The organism is Streptomyces sp. NPDC101194 (assembly GCF_044767885.1).
Taxonomy (GTDB): domain Bacteria; phylum Actinomycetota; class Actinomycetes; order Streptomycetales; family Streptomycetaceae; genus Streptomyces.
This window is the reverse complement of record NZ_JBIWOS010000008.1, coordinates 1-22,810: the sequence shown is the minus strand read 5'-3', so window position 1 is coordinate 22,810 and position 22,810 is coordinate 1. Positions and strand designations below refer to the sequence as shown.

General features: G+C 71.0%; 19 protein-coding genes and 3 riboswitches. Of the genes, 8 read left to right on the top strand and 11 right to left on the bottom strand.

The features are described from left to right. Positions 1-56: 56 nt before the first annotated feature. From metE to ACIRP2_RS26790, 4 genes are all read right to left on the bottom strand, one after another. Positions 57-2,381: a 5-methyltetrahydropteroyltriglutamate--homocysteine S-methyltransferase gene (gene metE, locus ACIRP2_RS26805; RefSeq protein WP_404254502.1), complete on the bottom strand. Its 2,325-nt coding sequence runs from the start codon at positions 2,379-2,381 to the stop codon at positions 57-59. A 166-nt stretch (positions 2,382-2,547) separates the two neighbouring features. Further along, positions 2,548-2,774: riboswitch (cobalamin riboswitch) on the bottom strand. Positions 2,775-2,910: 136 nt separating this feature from the next. Beyond that, positions 2,911-4,050 carry a bifunctional 2-methylcitrate synthase/citrate synthase gene (locus ACIRP2_RS26800; protein WP_404254500.1) on the bottom strand — a complete coding sequence of 380 codons (1,140 nt, stop codon included), beginning with the start codon at positions 4,048-4,050 and terminating at the stop codon, positions 2,911-2,913. Between the two features lie 93 nt (positions 4,051-4,143). Further along, positions 4,144-5,049 carry a methylisocitrate lyase gene (gene prpB / locus ACIRP2_RS26795; RefSeq protein WP_404254498.1) on the bottom strand — a complete coding sequence of 302 codons (906 nt, stop codon included), beginning with the start codon at positions 5,047-5,049 and terminating at the stop codon, positions 4,144-4,146. Then, on the bottom strand, positions 5,049-6,560 hold the full coding sequence (locus ACIRP2_RS26790) for an MmgE/PrpD family protein (RefSeq protein WP_404254496.1): 1,512 nt from the start codon (positions 6,558-6,560) through the stop codon (positions 5,049-5,051). The genes prpB and ACIRP2_RS26790 overlap by 1 nt, the downstream gene beginning before the upstream one ends. 210 nt (positions 6,561-6,770) lie before the next feature. Here ACIRP2_RS26790 and ACIRP2_RS26785 point away from each other — a divergent pair, with 210 nt between their 5' ends. From ACIRP2_RS26785 to ACIRP2_RS26775, 3 genes are all read left to right on the top strand, one after another. Next, a complete protein-coding gene (locus tag ACIRP2_RS26785; protein ID WP_404254494.1) occupies positions 6,771-8,210 on the top strand; it encodes a short-chain fatty acyl-CoA regulator family protein in 1,440 nt (479 codons plus the stop codon). A gap of 113 nt (positions 8,211-8,323) precedes the next feature. Further along, positions 8,324-8,623, top strand: coding sequence for a hypothetical protein (locus ACIRP2_RS26780; RefSeq protein WP_404254492.1), 300 nt, complete (start codon positions 8,324-8,326; stop codon positions 8,621-8,623). Then, a complete protein-coding gene (locus ACIRP2_RS26775) occupies positions 8,616-8,744 on the top strand; it encodes a hypothetical protein (RefSeq protein ID WP_404254490.1) in 129 nt (42 codons plus the stop codon). The genes ACIRP2_RS26780 and ACIRP2_RS26775 overlap by 8 nt, the downstream gene beginning before the upstream one ends. A gap of 84 nt (positions 8,745-8,828) precedes the next feature. Here the strand turns inward: ACIRP2_RS26775 and ACIRP2_RS26770 are convergent, their stop codons facing one another. From ACIRP2_RS26770 to ACIRP2_RS26750, 5 genes are read right to left on the bottom strand one after another with little or no spacing between them, the layout of a single operon-like run. Continuing rightward, on the bottom strand, positions 8,829-9,605 hold the full coding sequence (locus ACIRP2_RS26770; RefSeq protein ID WP_404254488.1) for an enoyl-CoA hydratase: 777 nt from the start codon (positions 9,603-9,605) through the stop codon (positions 8,829-8,831). Beyond that, the gene (gene mmsB / locus ACIRP2_RS26765; protein ID WP_404254486.1) at positions 9,602-10,501 is read right to left on the bottom strand and encodes a 3-hydroxyisobutyrate dehydrogenase; all 900 of its coding nucleotides are present in this window, start codon (positions 10,499-10,501) and stop codon (positions 9,602-9,604) included. Before mmsB ends, ACIRP2_RS26770 begins: the two co-directional genes overlap by 4 nt. After that, complete coding sequence (locus ACIRP2_RS26760; protein ID WP_404254484.1) at positions 10,498-11,589, bottom strand: enoyl-CoA hydratase/isomerase family protein; 1,092 nt, start codon at positions 11,587-11,589, stop codon at positions 10,498-10,500. The genes mmsB and ACIRP2_RS26760 overlap by 4 nt, the downstream gene beginning before the upstream one ends. Then, complete coding sequence (locus tag ACIRP2_RS26755) at positions 11,586-12,731, bottom strand: acyl-CoA dehydrogenase family protein (protein WP_404254482.1); 1,146 nt, start codon at positions 12,729-12,731, stop codon at positions 11,586-11,588. Before ACIRP2_RS26755 ends, ACIRP2_RS26760 begins: the two co-directional genes overlap by 4 nt. Positions 12,732-12,736: 5 nt before the next feature. Further along, entirely contained in the window at positions 12,737-14,236 is a 1,500-nt protein-coding gene (locus ACIRP2_RS26750; protein ID WP_404254480.1) for a CoA-acylating methylmalonate-semialdehyde dehydrogenase, read from the bottom strand. 191 nt (positions 14,237-14,427) lie between these two features. Next, positions 14,428-14,613, bottom strand: a riboswitch (cobalamin riboswitch). Positions 14,614-14,661: 48 nt separating this feature from the next. On the opposite strand from ACIRP2_RS26750, the gene ACIRP2_RS26745 reads away from it, so the two are divergent. Beyond that, a complete protein-coding gene (locus ACIRP2_RS26745) occupies positions 14,662-15,582 on the top strand; it encodes an ABC transporter substrate-binding protein (RefSeq protein WP_404254478.1) in 921 nt (306 codons plus the stop codon). A 3-nt stretch (positions 15,583-15,585) separates the two neighbouring features. Here ACIRP2_RS26745 and ACIRP2_RS26740 read toward each other — a convergent pair whose 3' ends face one another. Beyond that, a complete protein-coding gene (locus ACIRP2_RS26740; RefSeq protein ID WP_404255111.1) occupies positions 15,586-16,962 on the bottom strand; it encodes a short-chain fatty acyl-CoA regulator family protein in 1,377 nt (458 codons plus the stop codon). 468 nt (positions 16,963-17,430) lie between these two features. Between ACIRP2_RS26740 and aceA the strand changes: the two genes are divergently transcribed. The 4 genes from aceA (at position 17,431) to ACIRP2_RS26720 (ending at position 22,207) form a co-directional block, all read left to right on the top strand. Next, a complete protein-coding gene (aceA, locus tag ACIRP2_RS26735; RefSeq protein ID WP_404254476.1) occupies positions 17,431-18,717 on the top strand; it encodes an isocitrate lyase in 1,287 nt (428 codons plus the stop codon). Between the two features lie 80 nt (positions 18,718-18,797). After that, positions 18,798-20,396: a malate synthase A gene (gene aceB, locus ACIRP2_RS26730; protein ID WP_404254474.1), complete on the top strand. Its 1,599-nt coding sequence runs from the start codon at positions 18,798-18,800 to the stop codon at positions 20,394-20,396. Beyond that, positions 20,393-21,286, top strand: a complete 894-nt coding sequence (locus ACIRP2_RS26725) for a 3-hydroxybutyryl-CoA dehydrogenase (RefSeq protein ID WP_404254472.1) — start codon at positions 20,393-20,395, stop codon at positions 21,284-21,286. Before aceB ends, ACIRP2_RS26725 begins: the two co-directional genes overlap by 4 nt. A gap of 195 nt (positions 21,287-21,481) precedes the next feature. Next, positions 21,482-21,555: riboswitch (cobalamin riboswitch) on the top strand. A gap of 163 nt (positions 21,556-21,718) precedes the next feature. Next, on the top strand, positions 21,719-22,207 hold the full coding sequence (locus ACIRP2_RS26720; RefSeq protein ID WP_404254470.1) for a DUF4430 domain-containing protein: 489 nt from the start codon (positions 21,719-21,721) through the stop codon (positions 22,205-22,207). A 45-nt stretch (positions 22,208-22,252) separates the two neighbouring features. Here ACIRP2_RS26720 and ACIRP2_RS26715 read toward each other — a convergent pair whose 3' ends face one another. Further along, positions 22,253-22,612 carry a hypothetical protein gene (locus tag ACIRP2_RS26715; protein ID WP_404254468.1) on the bottom strand — a complete coding sequence of 120 codons (360 nt, stop codon included), beginning with the start codon at positions 22,610-22,612 and terminating at the stop codon, positions 22,253-22,255. Positions 22,613-22,810: the final 198 nt, after the last annotated feature.

The following is a 22,810-nucleotide window of genomic DNA, read 5'->3' as shown; positions in this document are numbered from 1 at the left end:
CTCTCGGCCGGTCGCGGGCCGGCGGCCTCGGGGCCGCCGGCCCGCAGCAGGATTGATCAGGAGTTGGCTGTCGTCAGCTCCGTACGGACTTCACGGGCGGCGGCGGCGAGGTTCCCCAGGGAGGCGCGGGTCTCGGTCCAGCCGCGGGTCTTCAGACCGCAGTCGGGGTTGACCCACAACCGCTCGGCGGGGATGGCCTTCAGGCCGATGCGCAGCAGGTTCGCCGCTTCCTCGGTGCTGGGGACGCGCGGGGAGTGGATGTCCCAGACACCGGGGCCGGCCTCCCGAGGGTAGCCGTGGGCGGCAAGTTCGCGGGCGACCTGCATGTGGGAGCGGGTGGCTTCCAGGCTGATGACATCGGCGTCGAGGTCGTCGATGGCCTGGACGATGTCGCCGAACTCGGCATAGCACATGTGGGTGTGGATCTGGGTGTCCGGCCGGGCACCGCTGGTGGTGAGCCGGAAGGACTCGGTGGCCCAGTCCAGGTAGGCGGCGTGGTCGGCGGCGCGCAGCGGGAGGGTCTCGCGCAGGGCGGGTTCGTCGACCTGGATAACGGAGGTCCCGGCGGCCTCCAGGTCGTTCACCTCGTCGCGGAGGGCGAGGGCGACCTGGCGGGCGGTCTCGCCGAGCGGCTGGTCGTCGCGTACGAAGGACCAGGCGAGCATGGTGACCGGACCGGTCAGCATGCCCTTGACCGGCTTCGAGGTCAGGGACTGGGCGTGCGAGGTCCAGCGAACGGTCATCGGCTCGGGGCGGGAGATGTCCCCGGCCAGCACCGGCGGCCGCACGTAGCGGGTGCCGTAGGACTGCACCCAGCCGTGCTGGGTCGCGAGGTATCCCGTCAACTGCTCGGCGAAGTACTGCACCATGTCGTTGCGTTCGGGCTCGCCGTGGACGAGGACGTCGATGCCGGTCTTCTCCTGGAAGGAGATCACCTCACCGATCTCCGCCTTGATGCGCTCCTCGTAGCCGGCGGCGTCGATCCGCCCGGCGCGGAGGTCCGCCCGGGCGACGCGCAGTTCGTCGGTCTGCGGGAAGGAGCCGATGGTGGTCGTCGGCAGGAGCGGCAGGCCAAGGTGCGCCCGCTGGGCGACGGCACGTTCGGCGTACGGCTGGGCGCGGCGCCCATCGGCATCGGTCACGGCGGCGGTGCGGGCCTGGACGGCGGGGTCGTGGGTGAGGGCGGAGCCGGCGCGGGAGGCCAGGTCGGCACGGTTGGCCGCGAGTTCGGGCGCGATGGCGTCCGTGCCCTGGGCGAGCCCGCGGGCCAGGGTGGCGATCTCCTGGGTCTTCTGGCGGGCGAAGGCGAGCCAGCGGCGGACCTGCGGGTCGATGTCCCGTTCGGCGGAGGCGTCGAGCGGCACGTGCAGGAGGGAGCTGGACGCGGCGACGTCCACCCGGTCGGCGAGGCCGAGGAGGGTGCCGAGGGTGGTCAGGGACTTCTGGTAGTCGTTGATCCAGATGTTGCGGCCGTTGACCACGCCCGCGACGAGGCGCTTGCCGGGCAGGCCGCCCACAGAGGCCAGGTCGTCGAGGTTGGCCGCGCCGCTGTCGGTGAAGTCGAGCCCGATGCCTTCCACGGGAGAGGCCGCGAGGACCTGGAGGGCCTCGCCCAGCCGGCCGAAGTACGAGGCGACGAGCAGCTTGGGCCGATCGGTCAGGGCGCCGAGCTCGCGGTAGACGCGGGCGGCGGCGTTCAGGTCGGCCGGGGTGCGGTCCTGGACCAGCGCCGGTTCGTCGAGCTGTACCCACTCCGCTCCGGCGGCCCGCAGGTCGGCGAGGACCTCCGCGTATACGGGGAGCAGCCGGTCCAGCAGGGTCAGCGGCTCGAAGTCGGCGGCGACGCCGGGAGCCGGCTTGGCCAGCAGGAGGTAGGTGATCGGGCCGACGAGGACCGGGCGGGCCGTGTGGCCCAGGGCCATGGCCTCCTCCAGCTCGGCCACCTGCTTGGACGAATCCGCGGTGAAGACGGTGTCCGGGCCGAGTTCGGGGACCAGGTAGTGGTAGTTGGTGTCGAACCACTTGGTCATCTCCAGCGGGGCGACATCCTGAGTGCCGCGCGCCATGGCGAAGTAGCCGTCCAGGGCGTCCACGTCGACGGCCGCACGGTGGCGTGCGGGGACGGCGCCGACCATGACGCTGGTGTCCAGCACGTGGTCGTAGTACGAGAAGTCGCCGGTCGGTACCTCGGTGATGCCTGCCTCGGCCAGCTGCCGCCAGTTCGAGCGGCGCAGTTCGGCGGCGGTGTCCCGGAGGGCGTCAGCGGTGACGCGACCCTTCCAGTAGCCCTCGACGGCCTTCTTCAGTTCGCGGTTCTGACCCTGGCGGGGGTAGCCGTACACGGTGGCTCGTACGACCGCGGCTGCGGGCTTCGCTGTCACGGAACTCTCCTTCGCGAGATGTGTCCAGGAACATCCCGGCGACGGGAGCGGACGCGAAGGGAACGACAGAACGCACGGACCACGCCGCGGAATCAAGGCCGCACGTGCCGCTCGCTGTGTACGCCGACCCGCCCACGAGGTCACCGGGATATCCGCGCACGGCATCGGCCGCACACGGGCAACGGGCAGGTCTTCGGACTCGCGGACACGCCTGCCGGTCTCCCGGCGGGCACCTACTGGCCGTCGCTTCCCAGGACCGTTGTCCGGTCCCAGTGCGTATGACGGCGGTCGTTCCCGCTCACCGCTGCGGGGCAGTCCCGGATTCCCACCGGGTTCCCTCTTACGACGCATCCCGCCTGGCGGACGGGGCGAACCAGCTGCACCGGCCACCCTAGGTCGTTCCACCGAGGCGCGAGTACAGCGGTCCACATGTCGGACGTCGGAAATGAGACGCGACGGGGCGAGGGCCGCGGTGCGTGCTTCGGCCCGGGGCCGGGCCTGTCGGGCAGCTCCGGCCGACGGTCCGGGCTCAGGATGCTCTGAGCGGCACCTCCCGCTGGCCGGGGCCGTCGTACGAAGCCAGGGGCCTGATGAGGGAGTTGTGGGCGAGCTGTTCGGTGATGTGGGCGGTCCATCCGGTGATGCGGCTCATCACGAAGATGGGGGTGAACGCGGGGACGTCGAACCCCATGAGGTGGTAGGCGAGGCCGGCCGGGTAGTCCAGGTTGGGGTGGATGCCCTTGCGGCTGATCATGGCGTGCCGCAGGGCGGCGTGGAGGGTGGCCAGGCGGGTGGTCTCCGGGTCGCCCGAGCGGGCGATGAGGTCCACCAGGGCCTTCTGCATGATGGGGACGCGGGAGTCGCCGTGCTTGTAGACGCGGTGCCCGAAGCCCATGATCTTGCGCTTGGCTGCGAGGGCTCCGTCCAGCCAGCTCTCCGCCTCCTCGGGGTCGCCAATCTCTTCCAGCATGTGCATCACGGCCTCGTTTGCGCCTCCGTGGAGGGGGCCCTTGAGGGCGCCGATCGCGGCCGTGACCGCGCTGTGCAGGTCGGAGAGGGTAGAGGTGACGACACGGGCGGTGAAGGTGGAGGCGTTGAAGCTGTGCTCGGCGTAGAGGATCAGGGAGATCTCGAAGCAACGGACCACCGCCGGGTCGGGGACCTCGCCGAAGCACATGTGGAAGAAGTTCTCGGTATACCCGAGGTCCGCGTCGGGCCGGATGGGCTCCAGGCCGTGGCGGCGCCGGTGGTCGGCGGCCACCACGACGGGCAGCCGGGCGAGCAGGGTCAGGGACTTGGTGAGGTTGGCGGCCGGACTGCCGTCGTCCTCCGCGGGGTCCTCGGCGCCGAGGAAGCTGACGGCGGTACGCAGCACGTCCATCGGGTGGCAGGTGTGCGGCAGCCGGGCCAGGAGTTCGGTGGTGGTGCGGTCCAGTGGGCGCAGGGCGCGTTCTCGGGCTGTGAACTCGCGCAGCTGTCCGGCGTCGGGCAGCTCACCATGCCACAGCAGGTGGGCGACCTCCTCGAAGGAGCAGCGGGCGGCGAGGTCCTGCACGGGGTAGCCGCGGTAGGTCAGGGAGTTGGTGTCGGCGACCACGGTGGAGATGGCGGTGGTGTCGGCCACCACGCCGGCGAGGCCGCGATGGATCTCCGGGGCGGTGCTGGTCACGAGGAGCCTCCGGGGGCTGAAAGGGGCAGGCGGGGCCGTTCCGGGGGCTGATGGAGTCCCCGGAACGGCCGTCGGGTCTGCGGATGTCGGGGTTCAGGCGTGGGGCGGGAGGGTGAAGTCGAAGACGGCCGCGTCGAAGGAGCCGTAGCTCTCGTAGTCGAGGACCTCGTAGAGGCGCGAGCGGGTCTGCATGCCCTCCAGCAGGCCTGCCTGGGTGCCCTCGGCGGCGATCCTGCGCAGTCCGTCCTCCACGGCGCCCATGGCGTAGCGGAAGAGGGTGACCGGGTAGAGGACGATGTCGTAGCCGAGGTCCTCCAGAGTGCCGGCTCCGAGCAGGGGGCCCTTGCCGAACTCGGTCATGTTGGCCAGGAGCGGGACGTCGACAGCCTTGCGGAAGGCCTCGAACTCGGCTTCGTTCGCGAGGGCTTCGGGGAAGATCGCGTCGGCGCCCGCGTCCACGTAAGCCCTGGCCCGCTCGGTCGCCGCGTCGAGGCCCTCGACGGCGCGGGCGTCGGTGCGGGCCATGAGGAGGAAGTCGGGGTCGCGGCGGGCATCGACGGCGGCCCGGAGCTTGCGGACCATGTCCTGTGCCGGTACGACGTTCTTGCCGTCGAGGTGGCCGCAGCGCTTGGGGTTGACCTGGTCTTCCAGATGGAGACCGGCGAGGCCGGCGTCCTCCATGAGCTGGAGGGTGCGGGCGGCGTTCATGGGCTCACCGAAGCCGGTGTCGGCGTCGATGAGCACCGGGAGGTCGGTGACCCCGGTCGTCTGGGCGGCGCGGGCGGCGATCTCGGTGGAGGTGGTCAGCCCGATGTCCGGCAAGCCAAGGTCGGCCGCGAGGACCGCGCCGGAGAGGTAGGCGGCCTCGAAACCGGCCTCCTGGATCAGCCGGGCGGAGTAGGGGTTGATCGCCCCCGGCAGGGGGAGGATGCGGCCCTCGGCGAGGCGGGCGCGCAGGGCACGGCGGCGCTCGGAGGGCGTGGCGCGGGTGTGGAGCATCAGAACAGGCCCTTCGGGAGGCCGGCGTCGTGGCGGGCGACGGCCTCGGTGTCGACGGTCGGGAAGAGTCCGGTGAGCTCGTCGGTGGAGAGTTCGGCCAGCCGCCCCGCCGTGGACAGGAACCGGTCCTGGCCGTCCGGGGTGACGATGTGCTCGGCGAGGGTGCGGAACTTGCCCTCGTACGCGGCCCGGTCGAAGGGGCGGGCGCCGGCCGGGTGGGCGTCGGCCACCGCCAGCTCGTCCTCCATCACCGAGCCGTCCTGGAAGGTGATGACGATCCGGCCGCCGAAGGCCCGGCGCAGCGGGTCCGGGTCGTGGTAGCGGCGCGTCCACCGCAGGTCCTCGACCGTGGTGATCTTCCGCCACAGCTCGACGGTGCTGGTGCGGGCGGCTCGCTCGGGGGCGTACGAGCGTTCGTGGTGCCAGGTCCCGTCCTCCAGCGCGACGGCGAGGATGTACGGGATGGAGTGGTCGAGGGTCTCCCGGCTGGCGGACGGGTCGTACTTCTGGGGGTCGTTGGCTCCCGAGCCGATCACCTGGTGGGTGTGGTGGCTGGTGTGCAGGACCACCGAGCGGACCCTCTCCAGCGGGCCGGTCTTCTCGCGCAGCCGACGGGCCAGGTCGATGACGGCTTGGGCCTGGTACTCGGCGGAGTGCTCCTTCGTGTACGTGTCGAGGATGGCCCGGCGGGGCTCGCCCGGCTCGGGCAGCAGGACCGCGTAGTCGGAGTCCGACCCGTTCAGCATCCGTGCCAGAAAGCCGTCCTCACCCTCGTAGATCGGCGAGGGTGAGCCCTCGCCGCGCATCGCCCGGTCCACCGCCTCGATCGCGACCTTCCCGGCGAAGGCGGGCGCGTACGCCTTCCAGCTGGAGATCTCCCCCTTGCGGGACTGGCGGGTGGCGGTCGTGGTGTGCACGGCCTGCTGCACGGCCTGATACACCGTCTCCGTCGGCAGTTCCAGCAGCGCTCCCAGCCCGCAGGCGGTGGCCGCGCTCAGGTGGGCGACGTGGTCGATGCGGTGCGCGTGCAGGCAGATGCCCTTCACCAGGGCCACGTGCACCTCGTACGCGGCGATGATCCCGCGCAGGAGGTCGGCTCCGGAGCGGCCGGTGTGCTGTCCGACGGCCAGGAGGGAAGGGATGTTGTCGCCCGGGTGGGAGTAGTCGGCGGCCAGGTAGGTGTCGTGGAAGTCCAGTTCGCGGACGGCGGTGCCGTTGGCCCAGGCCGCCCATTCCGGTGAGACCCGTGCGCCGCTGCCGAAGACCGACGCGCCCCGGCCGACGGGCTCTGCGTGGGCGGTGGCCTGCGTCCGGGCCACGGCGACCGGGCGGCGGGTGAGGGAGGCGACGGCCACGGCGGCGTTGTCGACGACCCGGTTCACGGCCATCGCCGCGGCCTGCGGATCCTGCGGCGCGTCCGAGGTCGCGGTCAGGGCGAGTTTCCAGGCGAGCTGCTCCTGCCGGGGCAGCCGGTCGGAGCTGGGGTGGACGCGGACGCGGTGCTCGATCACGGGACTCCTCACAAGCCGGTGTGTGAGGCCGGTGCGCCCCACGGACAAGAGACTGCCCGCCCGTCGGCCCGGGCGCGACGGAGCGAAGCTGCGGATCTCGTACAGGCCGGAGCTGCGAATCTGCGAAGGTTTGCGAATCCTGCAGATGTTAGATTCGCGAATGCCGGTCCTGGCTGTGACGGGGCCCGGAGTTCAGGAAGGGGTGCTGTCGTGCCGCAGGAACTGTCGAAGGTCTACACGCAGGGCAAACTGCGCCGGCTGCGCCGCGAGCACGGCATGAACCAGGTGGAGATGGCCCGCGCCCTGCACATCTCGGCGAGCTACGCCAACCAGCTCGAACAGGGCCAGCGTCCCCTCACGGCCGCGGTGCTGCTTCGGATCGCCGAGGTGTTCGGCGTGGATGCCGAGTTCTTCTCCGACACCGACGACGACCGTCTCGCCGTGGATCTGCGGGGTGCTCTGGCCGACGAGGCGTGCGGTACGGCCCTGCCCGACACCGCGGAGATCACCGAGGCAGCCCGGGCCCATCCGGAGATCGCGCGGGCCCTGGTGGCCCTGCACCGGCGCTACCGCGACACGGTGGAGCGCGCCGCCGCCCTGGCCCCCGGCGGCGACGGCCCGGCCCTGTCGGCCGGGGACCCGCACGACGAGGTCCGGGACTTCTTCTACGCGCACCACAACCACTTCGAACCCCTCGACACCGCGGCCGAGACCCTGGCCTCGGAGCTCGACCTGCTGCCCGGACGCATCTCGGACGCGCTGCAGGAACGCCTCGGAAAGCTCCATGGCGTCACCGTCGTCCAAGCGGCCCCGTCTCCTGCGGGAGACACCCGGCGCTTCGCGCGCCAGGAGCGCCTGTTGTTCCTGTCGCCCTGGCTCACCGAGGGACGGCGCGCCTTCCAACTCGCCACGCAGCTCGCGCTTCTGGAACACCAGTCGCTGCTGGACGCCCTCGCCGCGCAGGCGCCGGAGCTCACCTCACGCGAGGCCGTGGGGCTGGCCCGGATCGGGCTGGCGAACTACTTCGCGGGCGCGCTGCTCATGCCGTACACCGTTTTTCACGAGGCCGCCGAGCGCGTGGGATACGACATCGAGCTGCTGTCGGCCCGGTTCGGCGTCGGCTTCGAGACCGTCTGCCACCGGCTCAGCACCCTCCAGCGCGTCGGCCGGCGTGGCGTCCCGTTCTCGTTCCTGCGTGTCGACCGGGCCGGGAACATCTCCAAGCGCCAGTCCGCCACCGACTTCCACTTCTCCCGCCTCGGCGGCACCTGCCCGCTGTGGACCGTCTACGAGGCGTTCTCCGCACCCGGGCGGATCCTGCACCAGGTTGCCGAGATGCCCGACGGGAAGCGGTACTTCTGGATCGCCCGTACCGTCACGCGAGGCGGATTCGGCCACCAGGCGCCCCGGGCCGAGGTCGCCGTCGCCCTCGGCTGCGAACTGCGCCACGCCCCGCGCCTGGTCTACTCGCGCGGCACGGCCCTCGACGACCCGGCGGGCGCCACCCCCATCGGACTGGGCTGCCGGATGTGCGAGCGCCGCGACTGCGCGCAGCGCGCCCGTCCCACGGTCGGCGGCCGTCTGGCGGTCGACCCGGACCGCAGCAGCCAGGTCCCCTACCCGGTCGACGACGGCGGTCGACGGGACTGAAGGGGCTTGGGCTGCGCCAGGACACCGGTGGCGAGACCGACGGTCGACTGGACGGGTCGGCTGACGACCTCTTCCTCCTCCTCGGCGGCGGACGCCTCGCCACCATGACCGCCGTGAGCGCCGGCCGCGGGGGCCGCTTCCTTGGCGGCCGCGTGCCCGAACCGAACTGGTCATGGGACATCCGACCGGACGACGTGGTCACGGCCGAACAGCGTGTCGTGGGGGAAGTGCTCGACGTCAACACGCTTCGGGAACAAATCCAGTTGGCGCTCCGGCCACGTCCTCTCGCGCCCTTCGTCGACAGGGTCGGCCGGACCGTGTTGGGCCAGGTCCCCACGCTACTGCCGTTCGGGGCCGTCGTCCGCGTGGCCGACGGCGTGGAAGGGACTCGTGCACAACTCGGAGTTGGCTGACGAGCCCGTCGACGATCCAGGGCTCGTCGTCCACGAGGGCGACGAGATCGCCGTACGGATCGTCGTCGACCTGGAGCGCAACCGGCTCTCCTTGTCGGTCCGGAACCCGCACCCCACCTGAACGCCGCACTGACCAGTGCCGTTCAGAACCCGTATCCAGGTCCGGGGAAAGGCGGGTTCTGCCCTCCCCCGGACCCGGATGCACTCAGGCGTGGGTGAAGTGCGGCGGGCGCTTGTCCACGAAGGCGGACATGCCTTCCTTCTGGTCGGCGGTGGCGAACACCGCGTGGAAGAGCCGCCGTTCGAAGCGGACACCTTCGGCGAGGGTGGTCTCGAAGGCGCGGTTCACAGCCTCCTTGGCCATCATCGCGACCGGCTTGGACATCTCTGCGACGGTCGTGGCCACGGCCAGGGCCTCGGCGAGGAGGTCGTCGGCCGGGACGATGCGGGAAACCAGTCCGGCCCGTTCTGCCTCGGCGGCGTCCATGGTGCGGCCGGTCAGGCACAGCTCCATTGCCTTGGCCTTGCCGATGGCGCGAGTGAGGCGCTGGGAGCCGCCGATGCCGGGGATGACGCCGAGCTTGATCTCGGGCTGGCCGAACTTCGCGGTGTCGGCGGCGAGGAGGATGTCGCAGAGCATGGCCAGTTCGCAGCCGCCGCCCAGGGCGTATCCGGAGACCGCGGCCAGGGTGGGGGTGCGGACCTCGCCGAGCCGGTCCCACGCGGTGAACCAGTCGGACAGGTACATGTCCATGTAGCTCTGCGGGCGCATCTCCTTGATGTCGGCGCCCGCGGCGAAGGCCTTGGCGGAGCCGGCGAGGACGATACAGCCGACCTCCGGGTCCCGGTCCAGTTCCTCCGTGACGGCCACGACCTCCTTCATCACCTGGAGGTTGAGGGCGTTGAGTGCCTCGGGCCGGTTGAGGGTGAGGACGGCGACGCGGCCCTTGCGTTCCAGCAGGATGGTCTCGTAGGTGGTCATGCGGGGTTTCCGTTCCGAGGTCGCAGGGTGCGGACGATCGCGGAGAAGTCGAGGTCCGCGCCGTCGGCGGCGAACGCGGCGTACAACTCGGCAGCCTTGAGGCCCAGGGGCGCATCGACTCCGCCGGCCCGGAGGGCGTTCGCGGCGAGGCCGAGGTCCTTGGCCATGAGCGGGGCGGCAAAGCCGGGGCGGTAGTCCCGGTTGGCGGGACTGGTCGGGACCGGTCCGGGGACGGGACAGTTGACGGTGAGGGCCCAGCACTGGCCGGAGGCGGTGGAGGCGACGTCGTAGAGGGCCTGGTGATCCAGGCCGAGGCTCTCGGCGAGGACGAACGCCTCGCTGACGCCGATCATCGAGACGGCGAGGATCATGTTGTTGCAGATCTTCGCGGCCTGGCCGGCGCCCGGCCCGCCGCAGTGCACGGCTTTCTTGCCCATCGCGCCGAGCAGCGGCTCGGCGGCGGCGAACTCCGCCTCTCCGCCTCCAGCCATGAAGGTGAGCGTGGCCGCCTCGGCGCCCACCACCCCGCCGGACACCGGGGCGTCGAGGGCGCGGTGACCCGCCGCGACGGCAGCCTCATGGGCGGCACGGGCGTCGGCGACATCGATGGTGGAGCAGTCGACGAACAGGGTCCCCGGCCGGGCCGCGGCCAAGAGTCGCTGCTCCCCGTAGAGGGCGAGGACGTGGCGGCCGGCGGGCAGCATGGTGATGACCACATCGGCTTCCGCGGCAGCCCCGGCCGCGGAGGCCGCGGGCTCGACTCCGGCCGCTGCCGCGCCGGCCAGCAGTTCGGGGACGAGGTCGAAGCCGAGGACGCGGTGGCCGGCCTTGACCAGGTTGGCGGCCATCGGACCGCCCATGTGGCCGAGTCCGACGAATGCGACGGTGCTGCTCACCAGACGACCTCCTGCGACGAAGTGGCCGCGACGAGCCGGAGCTCGTTCGCGTCGATCGGGGCGAAGTACCGGTCCACGTCCGCCGGGGTGACGGCCTTCAGCGTGGCCGGGGACCAGCGCGGATTACGGTCCTTGTCGATGACCTGGGCGCGGATGCCCTCGACCAGGTCGGGTGAGGACAGGGCCGCGCAGGAGACGCGGTACTCCTGTTCCAGTACGCGTTCCAGCGGTCCGAGGTGGCGGGCCCGGCGCAGCGCCGCCAGGGTGACCTTGACCGCAGTCGGGGACTTGGACAGCAGGGTGTCCGCCGCGTCCTTCGCCGCGGGCACGCCCGAAGCGAGCAGCCGCGCGACGATCTCCTCGGCGGTGTCGGCGGCGTAGCAGTGGTCGATCCACTCGCGTGCGGCAGAGAGTCCCCCGGTGGGAGGTTCTGCCACGTGCCGCTCCAGGACGGCGTGTACGGAGTCCGCGGCCAGCTCCCGGGCCAGCGCGGGCAGCGCCGACGCCGGTACGAAGTGGTCGGCGAGCCCGCACAGCAGCGCGTCGGCGGCGCCGATGGGGGCGCCGGTGAGCGCCAGGTGGGTGCCGAGTTCCCCGGGGGCCAGCGCGAGCAGGTACGTGCCGCCGACGTCGGGGACGAAGCCGATCCCGGTTTCGGGCATGGCGACCTTGGAGCGCTCGGTGACGATACGGACGCTGCCGTGGGCCGAGATCCCGACGCCGCCGCCCATCACGATGCCGTCCATGAGGGCGACGTACGGCTTGGGGTAGCGGGCGATCAGGGCGTTGAGCCTGTACTCGTCGCGCCAGAAGTCCGCCGAGGCGGTGCCGCCGGTGCGGGCGTCCTCGTGGATCGCGCGGATGTCCCCGCCTGCGCACAGGCCCCGTTCACCGGCGCCCTCGATGACGACCAGCTCGATCGCGGGGTTGTCGGCCCAGGTCGTGAGTGCCTCTTCGACGCGGAGCACCATGGGGCGACTGAGGGCGTTGAGCGCCTTGGGGCGGTTGAGGGTGATGTACGCGGCGTGGCCCTCGGTACGCAGGAGGACGTGGTCGGGGCCGGGGCCGGTCTGGGTGTCATGGGTCATCGCAGGTTCTCCGTGAGTCCGCGCGCGACGATGACGCGCATGACCTCGTTGGTGCCTTCCAGGATCTGGTGGACCCGGAGGTCGCGGACGATCTTCTCGATGCCGTACTCGCTGAGGTAGCCGTAGCCGCCGTGCAGTTGGAGGGCCGCGTCGGCCACGGCGTATCCGGTGTCGGTGGCGAACCGCTTGGCCATCGCGCACAGCCGCGGGGCCAGCGGATCGCCCGCGTCCAGGGCCTCGGCCGCCTGCCGGACCAGTGCGCGGGCGGCGGCCAACTCGGTGGCCATGTCGGCGAGCCGGAACTGGAGCGCCTGGGCGTCCAGCAGCCGGGTGCCGAAGGCCTCGCGTGTGGCGAGGTACGACAGGCTGCGGTCGAGGGCGCTCTGGGCGCCGCCGAGCGAGCAGGCGGCGATGCCGAGGCGGCCGCCGTTGAGGCCGTTCATGGCGATCCGGAACCCGTCGCCCTCGGCGCCGAGCCGTCGGTCGGCGGGAATGCGGGCGCCGTCGAGGATCACCTGGCGGGTCGGCTGGGCGTTCCAGCCCATCTTCTGTTCGTTCGGGCCGAAGGTCACCCCGGGGTCGTCGCGTTCGACCACGAACGCGGAGATTCCGGCCGGGCCCGGCGCACCCGTCCGGGCCATGACCACGTAGACGCCGGCCGCCCCGGCACCGGAGATGAACTGCTTGACGCCGGTCAGTACGTAGTGGTCGCCCTGCCGCTCCGCGCGGGTGCGCAGGGCGGCCGCGTCGGAGCCGGCTCCCGGCTCGGTGAGGCAGTAGCTGCCCAGGAGGGCAGCGGAGCAGAGGCCCGGCAGCCAGCGTTCGCGCTGGGAGCGGTCGCCGTAGCGGTCAATCATCCAGGCGACCATGTTGTGGATGGACAGGTAGGCGGCGATGGAGGGGCAGCCGGTGGCGAGGGTCTCGAAGACGAGGACGCCGTCACTACGGGACAGTCCGGAACCGCCGTGCTCCTCGCGGACGTAGACCCCGCCGAGGCCCAGGGAGGCCGCCTGGCGGATCACGTCGACGGGAAAGTGCTTGGTCTGGTCCCAGACGACCGCGTGGGGGGCCAGCTGCTCCTGCGCGAAGTCCAGGGTCACCTCGGCGAGGGCGAGCTGGTCCTCGGTGAGGGTGGTGGTCACGGCGCTCACCCCATCGTCGGGATGGTGAAGCTCGCGCCTTCCTTGACCCCGGAGGGCCAGCGCGAGGTGACGGTCTTCGTACGGGTGTAGAAGCGGATCGAGTCCGGTCCGTGCTGGTTCAGGTCGCCGAAGCCGGACCGCTTCCAGCCGCCGAAGGTGTGGTAGGCGACGGGCACCGGGATGGGCACGTTGACGCCGACCATGCCGGTGTTGACCCGGCGGGTGAATTCGCGGGCGGTGTCCCCGTCCCGGGTGAAGATCGCCACACCGTTGCCGTACGGGTGCTCGCTGGGCAGACGCAGCGCCTCTTCGAAGTCGGCGGCCCGGACCACGGACAGGACGGGGCCGAAGATCTCCTCGCGGTAGACGCGCATCTGCGGGGAAACCCGGTCGAAGAGCGAGGCCCCGGCAAAGAAGCCTTTCTCGTGCCCGGGGAGGGTGAAGTCCCGCCCGTCGACGACGAGTTCGGCTCCCTCGTTGACGCCGATGTCCACGTAGCGGCGGACCCGGTCGAGGGCGTCCCGGCTGACGAGGGGCCCGAAGTCGGCTTCGGGGTCGTCGGACCGGCCGATCTTCAGCGTTGCGATGCGCTGCTCAAGGGCGGCGACCAGGCGGTCGGCCGTCTCCTCCCCCACGGGTACGGCGACCGAGATGGCCATGCAGCGCTCGCCCGCCGAGCCGTAGCCTGCGCCGATGAGAGCGTCGACGGCCTGGTCGATGTCCGCGTCGGGCATCACGATCATGTGGTTCTTGGCTCCGCCGAAGCACTGGGCGCGCTTGCCGTGGGCCGCCGCGGTGGCGTAGATGTGCGCGGCGACAGGAGTGGAGCCGACGAACCCGAGGGCCTGCACACGCGGGTCCTCGAGGAGGGTGTCGACGGACTCTTCGCCGCCGTTGACGACGTTGAGGACGCCCGGCGGCAGCCCGGCTTCGAGGAACAGCTCCGCGAGCCGCAGCGGTACGGACGGGTCGCGCTCGGACGGCTTGAGGATGAACGCGTTGCCGCAGGCAAGCGCGGGGGCTGCCTGCCAGAGCGGGATCATGGCGGGGAAGTTGAAGGGGGTGATGCCTGCGACGACGCCGAGCGGGGAGCGCAGCGAGTGCACGTCGATGCCGGTGCCAGCATTGTCGGTGAACTCGCCCTTGAGCAGGTGCGGGATCCCGGCGGCGAACTCGACTACCTCCAGGCCGCGTTGGAGATCACCGTGAGCGTCGGCGACAGTCTTGCCGTGCTCGGCGGACAGCAGCCGGGCCAGGCTGTCCCGCTCGCCCTCGACGAGTTGGAGGAAGCGCAGCAGCACGCGGGCCCGTCGCTGCGGGTTCCACTGGCCCCATTCCGCCTGCGCCTCCTCGGCGTTGGCGATGGCGGCCTCGGCGTCGGCCCGTCCGGCCAGGGGTACGCGCGCCTGGACGGCGCCGGTGTTGGGGTCGTACACGTCGGCGAAGAGACCGGACATACCGGTGGTGTGCTTTCCGCCGATAAAATGGGTGAGTTCACGGACCATGGGTGCCTGCTCTCGTCAGGTTGGATCCGGGGATGGCACGGCGAACCGGCGGACGGCACCCGCATGGGAGTGCGCCGCTGTGGTACGCCGTGAGAACTACGAGCGCATGGAAGTGGTGTGTGTGCGCTCCGCCGGATCACCAGGGTCGTGGGTACAAACCGGTGCCATGCGTGTCTGCTCCATCCTCGTGGACAACACGGAACATCCGCGGCCGGTATCCTGACTCCCGGATCCCCGCGTGCCGCCCGCCTTCCCGACAGCCCTCGTCAGTGGCGTGTGGATGGCAGCACACTCCCCGGTCACAGTGGCGGGACCGTGCCGGTTTCTCACCGGCTTCCCTGCACCGCGGACCTTGTGCCACGAACATATAGTTGGACGTCCTAGTAAGTCCAGACCCACCACTCGGGCGGGCCTAGAGTCGCGGTATGCGCATCGTCTCCCTGCTCCCGGCTGCAACGGACATCGTGGCGGACCTCGGGCTTGTCTCCGACCTGGTCGGACGCACCCACGAATGCGACTGGCCGCCCGCCGCGGTCGCCTCCGTGCCCGTCGTCACCCGCGCCGAATTCGACGCGGACGACCTCAGCAGCCGGGAGATCTCCGAGGCGGTCGGCGGGGCCGCCCACTCCGGCTCCTCGCTCTACACCCTGGACACGGTGGCGCTTGCCGCGCTCGCACCGGACGTCCTGCTCACCCAGGACCTGTGCGATGTCTGCGCGGTGTCCTACGAGGACGTCTCCCGGGCGGTGCGCGTGATGGACACCGGTCCCCGGGTGCTGAGCCTGGAACCGACGACCCTCGGCGATGTCCTGGACTGCCTGGTCACCGTAGGAGACCTGCTCGGGGTACGGGAGCGGGCCGAGCGGCGCCGCACCGAGCTGCACGACAGGCTCGACGAAGTCCGCCGGCTCACCAGGGGCCGGAATCGGCCGCGGGTCGTCGCCATCGAATGGCTCGACCCACTGTGGCCGGCGGGCCATTGGGTCCCGGAGCAGATCGCCGCTGCGGGTGGGGAAGCCCTGCTGGCAGCGCCCGGTGAGCACACGAAGCCGATGACGTGGGAGTTGGTACGCGCCGCACGCCCGGATGTGGTCCTCGTCCTGCCCTGCGGCTTCCCGCCCGAACGGACCCTGGCGGAGATCGGCCTGCTCACCGGACTGCCGGGCTGGGAAGAGCTGCCCGCCGTGCGTGCCGGGGAGGTGTGGGTCCTGGACGGTCCCGCGTACTTCAACCGGCCGGGCCCGCGCGTGGTCCGCGGCGCCGAGGTGCTCGCCCACGTCCTGCACGGTGTACGGGCAGGGGATCCGGTGACCGAGGCGGAAGCCCGACGGCTGGGCCGGGCGTGATGCTCACGCGCGGTCGGGGGCCACGGGGTAAGGAATAAAGGTGCTGCTGTTCTCGTCGACGGCCAGGGGCCGTCCGAGGGGCGGCACGGCACGCTGGGGGCAGTCGAGCCGTTCGCAGAGCCGGCAGCCCATACCGATGGGGGTGGCCGCCGCCGCGTTGTCGAGGTCGAGGCCCTCGGAGTAGACCAGCCGGGAGGCGTGCCGGATCTCGCAACCGAGGCCGATCGCGAAGGTCTTGCCGGGCTCGCCCCAGCCGCCGCGGTGGCGGGTCACGGCGCGCGCGGTCCACAGGTACCGCTGCCCGTCGGGCATGGCGGCGACCTGGACGTGGATGCGGCCGGGCGCGGCAAAGGCCTCATAGACGTTCCACAACGGGCAGGTGCCGCCCGCGCGGGAGAAGTGGAATCCGGTGGCGGACTGTCGCTTGGACATGTTCCCGGCCCGGTCGACCCGGACGAAGGAGAAGGGAACCCCGCGCAGCCTGGGGCGTTGCAGGGTGCTGAGCCGGTGGCAGACGGTCTCGTAGCCGAGACCGAAGTGGTCGGTGAGCCGCTCGATGTCGTACCGGAACTCCTCGGCAGCCGCGTGAAAGGCGCCGTACGGGAGGATCAGCGCGGCCGCGAAGTAGTTCGCGATGCCGATCCGGGCCAGGCCGTGCGCGGGGGAACCCTGCGCGAAGTCCTCGGCGGCCAGCCGGTCCAGCTCCGCCCCGTACTCCAGCAGGGCTAGCTGGGTGGCCATCCGGAACGCCTGCTGGCCCGGCCGCAGCCGCCCGGACAGGTGCAGGACCCGAGCCCCGGCGTCGAAGTGGTGGAGGCGGTCGGAGTCGGACGCGAGACGGATCCCGTGGTGGCCGGTGAGGCGGTCCGACAGCATCCGGACGACCTCCCCGGGACGGAGACCGATCCGCTGAGCCAGGGCTTCGGCGGCGAGGTCGGTGTCGTGGAGGTAGTTCTGGCGGCGGTAGAAGAACTCTCGGATCTCCTCGTGTGGTGAGCGCGGCGCGGCCGGGCCACCGTCCCGCCCGTCCTCGGTGTCCGCCAGTCGCTCCGCCAAAAGCTGGCTCCGCCGGCCCAGGTCCAGCAGCACGGAGGCGACGGCCGGCATCCGGGCGGCCAGTTCGGCCAGGTCGGAGGGGGAGACCCGGGCATCGGCGACCTCGCTCGCCAGAGCCTCGCGGAGATCGGCGACGAGTCGGCTGGTGTCACGCTCCGAGAAGAACCCGGGGTCGACCCCGAACGCCTCGGTGAGCCGCAGCAGGACGGGCACGGTGAGCGGGCGGGAGTCGTGCTCCATCTGGTTGAGGTAGCTCGGTGAGATGCCCAGCACCCTGGCCAGATCGGCCTGGGTCATGCGGCTCTCCTCGCGCAGCCTGCGCAGCCGCGTACGTCTTGCTCACCTGGCTCGTTCGGCTCGTTCGGCTCGTTCGGCTCGTTCGGCTCGTTCGGCTCGTTCGGCTCGTTCGGCTCGTTCGGCTCGTTCGGCTCGTTCGGCTCGTTCGCTTCAGGCTACGCGCGATTCTCCCGCCGCCAACCTTTGCAACCTTGGCAAATCCGTGCCGGAAGATTCGCAGAACTTGGCACATGTACCTCATTGATGGCACTGCGTGCCGCTGCCAGAGTCTGTCGTGCGGCCCGCCGGACCCGGCGGCCCAGGCGGACAGTTCGGGCACGGCTCATGCCCTGACGTCGGAGATCCCGGCAGTCCGACCCGGCTGACCTGCATCATTGCTCAGCTCCTCCCCAGGTGGGGCCGGCGGCCGCAACCCACGTTCAAGGCACACAGTGCCAATTTCCCGTCTCTAGGGACAGGCATTGGCAGAAGCGACTGATGGAGACGGTGACGGTCATGGCAGACACGAACACGACGGCTGCGGCCGAGCAGCTGGCGCGGCGGTGGGCCACGGACCCGCGGTGGGCGGGCATCGAGCGGACGTACACCGCCGAGGATGTCGTCCGACTCTCGGGCAGCGTCCGCGAGGAGCACACCCTGGCCCAGCGCGGCGCCGAGCGGCTGTGGCGTCAGCTCCACGAGCAGGACTACATCCACGCCCTCGGCGCGCTGACCGGTGGCCAGGCGGTGCAGCAGGTCCGGGCCGGGCTCCAGGCGATCTACCTGTCGGGCTGGCAGGTCGCCGCCGATGCCAACCAGGCCGGGCACACCTACCCCGACCAGAGCCTGTACCCGGTCAACTCCGTTCCGCAGGTTGTCCGTCGGATCAACAACGCGCTGCTGCGCGCCGACCAGATCGCCACCGCCGAGGGCGGCACCGACACGACGGACTGGCTCGCGCCGATCGTCGCGGACGCCGAGGCGGGCTTCGGCGGTCCGCTCAACGCCTTCGAGCTGACCAAGGCGATGATCGCGTCGGGCGCCGCCGGCATCCACTACGAGGACCAGCTCGCCTCCGAAAAGAAGTGCGGTCACCTCGGCGGCAAGGTCCTCGTCCCCACCTCCCAGCACATCCGTACGCTGAACGCGGCCCGTCTGGCGGCCGACATCGCGGGCATCCCGACCCTGATCATCGCCCGTACGGACGCCCTCGCGGCGACCCTGCTGACCAGTGACGTGGACGAGCATGACGCCGAGTTCTGCACGGGCGAGCGCACTGCGGAGGGCTTCTACCACGTCCGCAACGGCATGGCGCCGGTCATCGCGCGCGGCCTTGCGTACGCCCCGTACGCGGACCTGATCTGGGTGGAGACCGGCACCCCGGACCTGGAGCAGGCCCGCGAGTTCGCCGAGGCCGTCCATGCCCGGTACCCCGACCAGATGCTGGCCTACAACTGCTCGCCGTCCTTCAACTGGAAGGCGGCGCTGGACGACGACCAGATCGCCAAGTTCCAGCGCGAACTCGGCGCCATGGGCTACAAGTTCCTTTTCATCACGCTGGCCGGCTTCCACTCCCTCAACCACGGCATGTTCGACCTGGCCCGCGGCTACGCCGAGCACGGCATGACCGCCTATGTCGACCTCCAGGAGCGTGAGTTCGCCGCCCAGCAGCACGGGTTCACCGCCGTCAAGCACCAGCGGGAGGTCGGCACCGGCTACTTCGACCTCGTCTCCACCGCGGTCAACCCGGCCTCCTCCACCACCGCCCTCGCCGGCTCCACCGAGGAAGAGCAGTTCCACTAGGGCTTCCCCTCCCCGCATCCGACGGCGCCCGGGGGCCTGCCCCCGGGCGCCGACCACCCCACGCCGAGGAGCAGAACCGCATGTCATCCACGTCCCTGACCGCCGGTGTCCGAGTCCTCGGCACACCGGCCGAGCACCACGACGAGATCCTCACCCCGGAGGCGCTCGACTTCGTCGCCCGCCTCGACGCCGCGTTCGCGGACCGCCGTCTGGAGATCCTCAAGGAGCGCCGCCGCCGGACCAGCAACCTGGCCTCGGGCACGCCCCTGGACTTCTCCCGTGCCACCTCGGCGGTGCGCGCCGACCCCGACTGGCGGGTGGCTCCGCCCGCGCCCGGACTCGTCGACCGCCGCGTCGAGATCACCGGCGCGCCCAACCGCCGGATGGCCGTCCACGCCCTCAACTCCGGCGCCGAGGTGTGGATGGCCGACTTCGAGGACTCCACCGCGCCCACCTGGAACAACATCATCGACGGCCAACTGACCCTGCTCGACGCCATCGGCCGGCACATCGACTTCACCACCCCGGGGGGCAAGGAGTACCGCCTCGGCACGGACCTCGCCACGATCATGGTCCGCCCGCGCGGCTGGCACCTCCTCGAAGAACACCTGGAGATCGACGGCCGGCCCGCTCCCGCCTCGCTGGTCGACTTCGGTCTGTACTTCTTCCACTGCGCGCAGCGACAGATCGATGCCGGCCACGGCCCGTACTTCTACCTCCCCAAGCTGGAGAACCGGTACGAAGCCCGCCTGTGGAACGACATCTTCCTGTTCGCCCAGGACCTCCTCGGCATCCCGCGCGGCACTGTCCGCGCCACCGTCCTCATCGAGACGATCACCGCCGCCTTCGAGATGGAGGAGATCCTCTACGAACTGCGCGAGCACAGTGCCGGACTCAACGCCGGACGCTGGGACTACCTCTTCAGCCTCATCAAGACCTTCGGGCACCGCACCGACTTCCAGCTCCCGGACCGAGCCGCTGTCACGATGACCGCACCGTTCATGCGGGCGTACACCGAACTCCTCGTCCGCACCTGCCACCGGCGTGGCGCCCACGCCATCGGCGGAAGGGCCGCCCACGTCCCGAGCCGCGACACGGACGCCAACACTGCTGCCCTCGCCAAGGTGCGACTCGACAAGGAACGCGAGGCCGAGGACGGCTTCGACGGCTCCTGGGTCGCCCACCCCGGCCTCGTCCCCGTCTGCCGCGAGGTCTTCGACGGAGTCTTGGGCGACCGGCCGAACCAGCTGGAACGCACGCGCGAGGACGTCGAGGTCAAGGCCGCCGCCCTGCTGTCCGTCCGCCGCATCGCCGCGCCCCCCACCCGGGAGGGGATCCGCTCGAACATCGCCGTGGCCCTGCGCTACTTCGACGCCTGGCTCCGCGGCAGCGGCGCCGTCGCCCTGTACGGCCTGATGGAGGACGCCGCCACCGCCGAGATCGCCCGTGTCCAGATCTGGCAGTGGCTGCGCCACGACCGCGTGGACCGGAGCACGGTCATCGACCTCCTCGATGCCGAATGCGCCGCTCTGAAGGCTGAGAACCCGCAGGCCCGCGTGCTGGACGCACGGGAGGTGTTCGTGGACACGGCCCTCTCCATCCGGCTCCCGGCGTTCTTCACCCCGGAGACCTACTCCCGCCACCTCGTCCGCCTCACCACCGGCTCGGTGACCGCGTGAACGCCCCCTCGCACCTGCCCCCGGCTCTCTCCACACAGCGCGTGGGGATCGTCGGCGGCGGACAGATGGGCGCAGGCATGGCCGAGATCTGTGCCCGCGCCGGCCTCGACACAGTCGTCGTCGAAGCCGACGCCGCCGCCGCCCGCGCGGCCCGCGAGCGGGTGGCCGTCTCCCTGGAACGTGCCGTCCGGCGCGGAAAACTCGACCGTCTCTCCGCCGAAGACGCCCTGGCACGCATGGTGTTCACGGGCGACCTCGAAGACCTCGCCGACCGGCAGCTCGTCATCGAAGCGGTGACCGAGAACGCCGATGCCGAGATCGAGATCTTCTCGGCGCTTGACAAGATCGTGGAGGATTCGGAGGCGATCCTGGCCACCAACACCTCCGCCATCCCGGTCATGCGGCTCGGCATGGCCACCCGCCGCGCCGACCGTGTGCTCGGCCTCCACTTCTTCAACCCCGTCCCCGTCCTGCCGCTCGTGGAGATCGTCTCCTCCCTCCACACCACCCCGACGGTCACCGACACCGTCGAGGCCTTCGTCCGCGACACCCTCGGCAAGACCCCGATCCGCTCCCAGGACCGGGCCGGCTTCGTCGTCAACGCCCTGCTGATCCCCTATCTCCTCTCGGCCATCCGCATGGCCGAGTCCGGGTATGCCGGCCCGGCCGACATCGACACCGGGATGATGCTGGGCTGCGCCCACCCCATGGGCCCACTGAAGCTCGCCGACCTCATCGGCCTGGACACGGTCGCCGCCATCGCGGAATCCCTCTACGACGAGTTCAAGGAACCCCTCTACGCCCCGCCCCCGCTGCTCCAGCGCATGGTCCAGGCAGGGCTGCTCGGCCGCAAGACCGGCCGCGGGTTCCACACATACGCCCGGGACTGAGATCCCGGTGCGCCGCCCGGGCTCTGAGGGTGCCCCGGCAGCTGAGGAAGGGCGGGGGTGACGAGTGGTGTCGTCCGCCCTGCGTTGTAGCGGGCATCGCCGGAATCGGCTTCCGGTGACGGCCCGCCAGACCTTAGGATGCGTTCGGCTCCGGCCCGCATGGCGGGGGCTCACAACCGAATGCGTGCACAGCTGGGGGAAGCCGGTGGGAATCCGGCGCTGGCCTGCAACCGTGAACGGGGCCGAGGGCACCGTGAGTCGGAGTACCCGGTGTGCGCTGCGTACCGCTTCCCACTGTCATGGTCTGCAGCGCGAAGCCCCCTGTCCCGTGTCTGCGTCCCTTGCCCTCCTCACCGGAGCGGCAAGGGACCGGCGCGTGGGCCGGAGGGTGCGTCGGCGCAGACCCGTCTCCCCTCTCAGGAAGAAGGCACCATGCGCCAGATACTCGTCCGCCGCTCTGTGATCACCACAGTGGCTCTCGGCATCGCTCTCGCCGGCGCTCCCACCCTGGCCGAGGCCGCCACCAAGCCGGACACGAACAAGGCCGTCAAGGTCAACCTCACCATCCAGGGCCCCAACGGGGTGCTGTTCAAGGGCAAGATCACGACCAAGGGCCACGACGTCACCACCGCCACCGGCGGCACCCACAAGTGCGACGGCACCAACGGCGGCGCCAACCCGACCAAGGTGCCCACCCCGACCGCCGCCCTCGACGACGCCGCCCGCCTCAACTACTTCGGCTGGGACGGCACCTGGTACGCGTCCTTCGACGATTTCTCCGTGGACACCATCAAGAACGTGAGCGGCGGCGGCTCCGCCTACTGGAGCATCTCCGTCAACGGCACGCCGACCCCGGTCGGCGGATGCCAGTTCCAGATCAACGCGGGTGACGAGGTCGCCTTCACCTGGACGTCCTTCTAGCCGACCCTGAAGGGCTTACGGACGGGACCACGCCCGACTCGGCCCCTAGCGCTTGGGCTGGGGGCCGTGCAAGGAGTCTGAGGGTGTGCCACCCCGCTTTCCGATCACCCGTTGAGCCTGCTCGACCGCCGCCTCCAGAGCCCCGAGCAGGCTCTTCGGCGGAGTCCGGGCGCTGTCGGGTGCCCTGCGGACGGCTTCGGCCGGGACCTCGCCCGACCGGAGCAGAGCGCACATCGCCTCTGCCACTCGGGTCAAGGAGGTCAGCGCTTCACGGGTCATGCGCAGCCGCACCACATGGGAGCCGAACTGCCGCCGGGACGCTGCGAGACACTCGTACTCCTGTTCCGTGAGGGCGACCAACTGCGCCCCGTCGATGGTTACATGACGCGGCACAATTTTGGCCATCCGCGACCTTTCCGACACCGTAGGTAAACGTTCCTCTTTCACCTCGTCCTTCCCGCCGATCGGAGTGCAACGGTGCGGGGTGGGGGGGCCCCGCCCCCCCCCCCCCCCCCGGGGGGGTGTAAAGGCCACCCCCCCCCCCGCGGACGGGGGGCCCCCCAAGAGTTAAAGGTAGCGGGGCGCGCCCCCCCCGCCGGGACC

What these genes read in the sequence shown, in the direction of transcription:
- prpB (WP_404254498.1), bottom strand. Translation starts at nt 5,049, where the DNA reads ATGCTCCACACCCGCGCCACGCCCTCCGAGCGCCGCCGTGCCCTGCGC.
- ACIRP2_RS26770 (WP_404254488.1), bottom strand. Translation starts at nt 9,605, where the DNA reads ATGACCACCTACGAGACCATCCTGCTGGAACGCAAGGGCCGCGTCGCC.
- ACIRP2_RS26760 (WP_404254484.1), bottom strand. Translation starts at nt 11,589, where the DNA reads ATGACCCATGACACCCAGACCGGCCCCGGCCCCGACCACGTCCTCCTG.
- ACIRP2_RS26750 (WP_404254480.1), bottom strand. Translation starts at nt 14,236, where the DNA reads ATGGTCCGTGAACTCACCCATTTTATCGGCGGAAAGCACACCACCGGT.
- ACIRP2_RS26745 (WP_404254478.1), top strand. Translation starts at nt 14,662, where the DNA reads ATGCGCATCGTCTCCCTGCTCCCGGCTGCAACGGACATCGTGGCGGAC.
- aceA (WP_404254476.1), top strand. Translation starts at nt 17,431, where the DNA reads ATGGCAGACACGAACACGACGGCTGCGGCCGAGCAGCTGGCGCGGCGG.
- aceB (WP_404254474.1), top strand. Translation starts at nt 18,798, where the DNA reads ATGTCATCCACGTCCCTGACCGCCGGTGTCCGAGTCCTCGGCACACCG.
- ACIRP2_RS26720 (WP_404254470.1), top strand. Translation starts at nt 21,719, where the DNA reads ATGCGCCAGATACTCGTCCGCCGCTCTGTGATCACCACAGTGGCTCTC.
- ACIRP2_RS26715 (WP_404254468.1), bottom strand. Translation starts at nt 22,612, where the DNA reads ATGGCCAAAATTGTGCCGCGTCATGTAACCATCGACGGGGCGCAGTTG.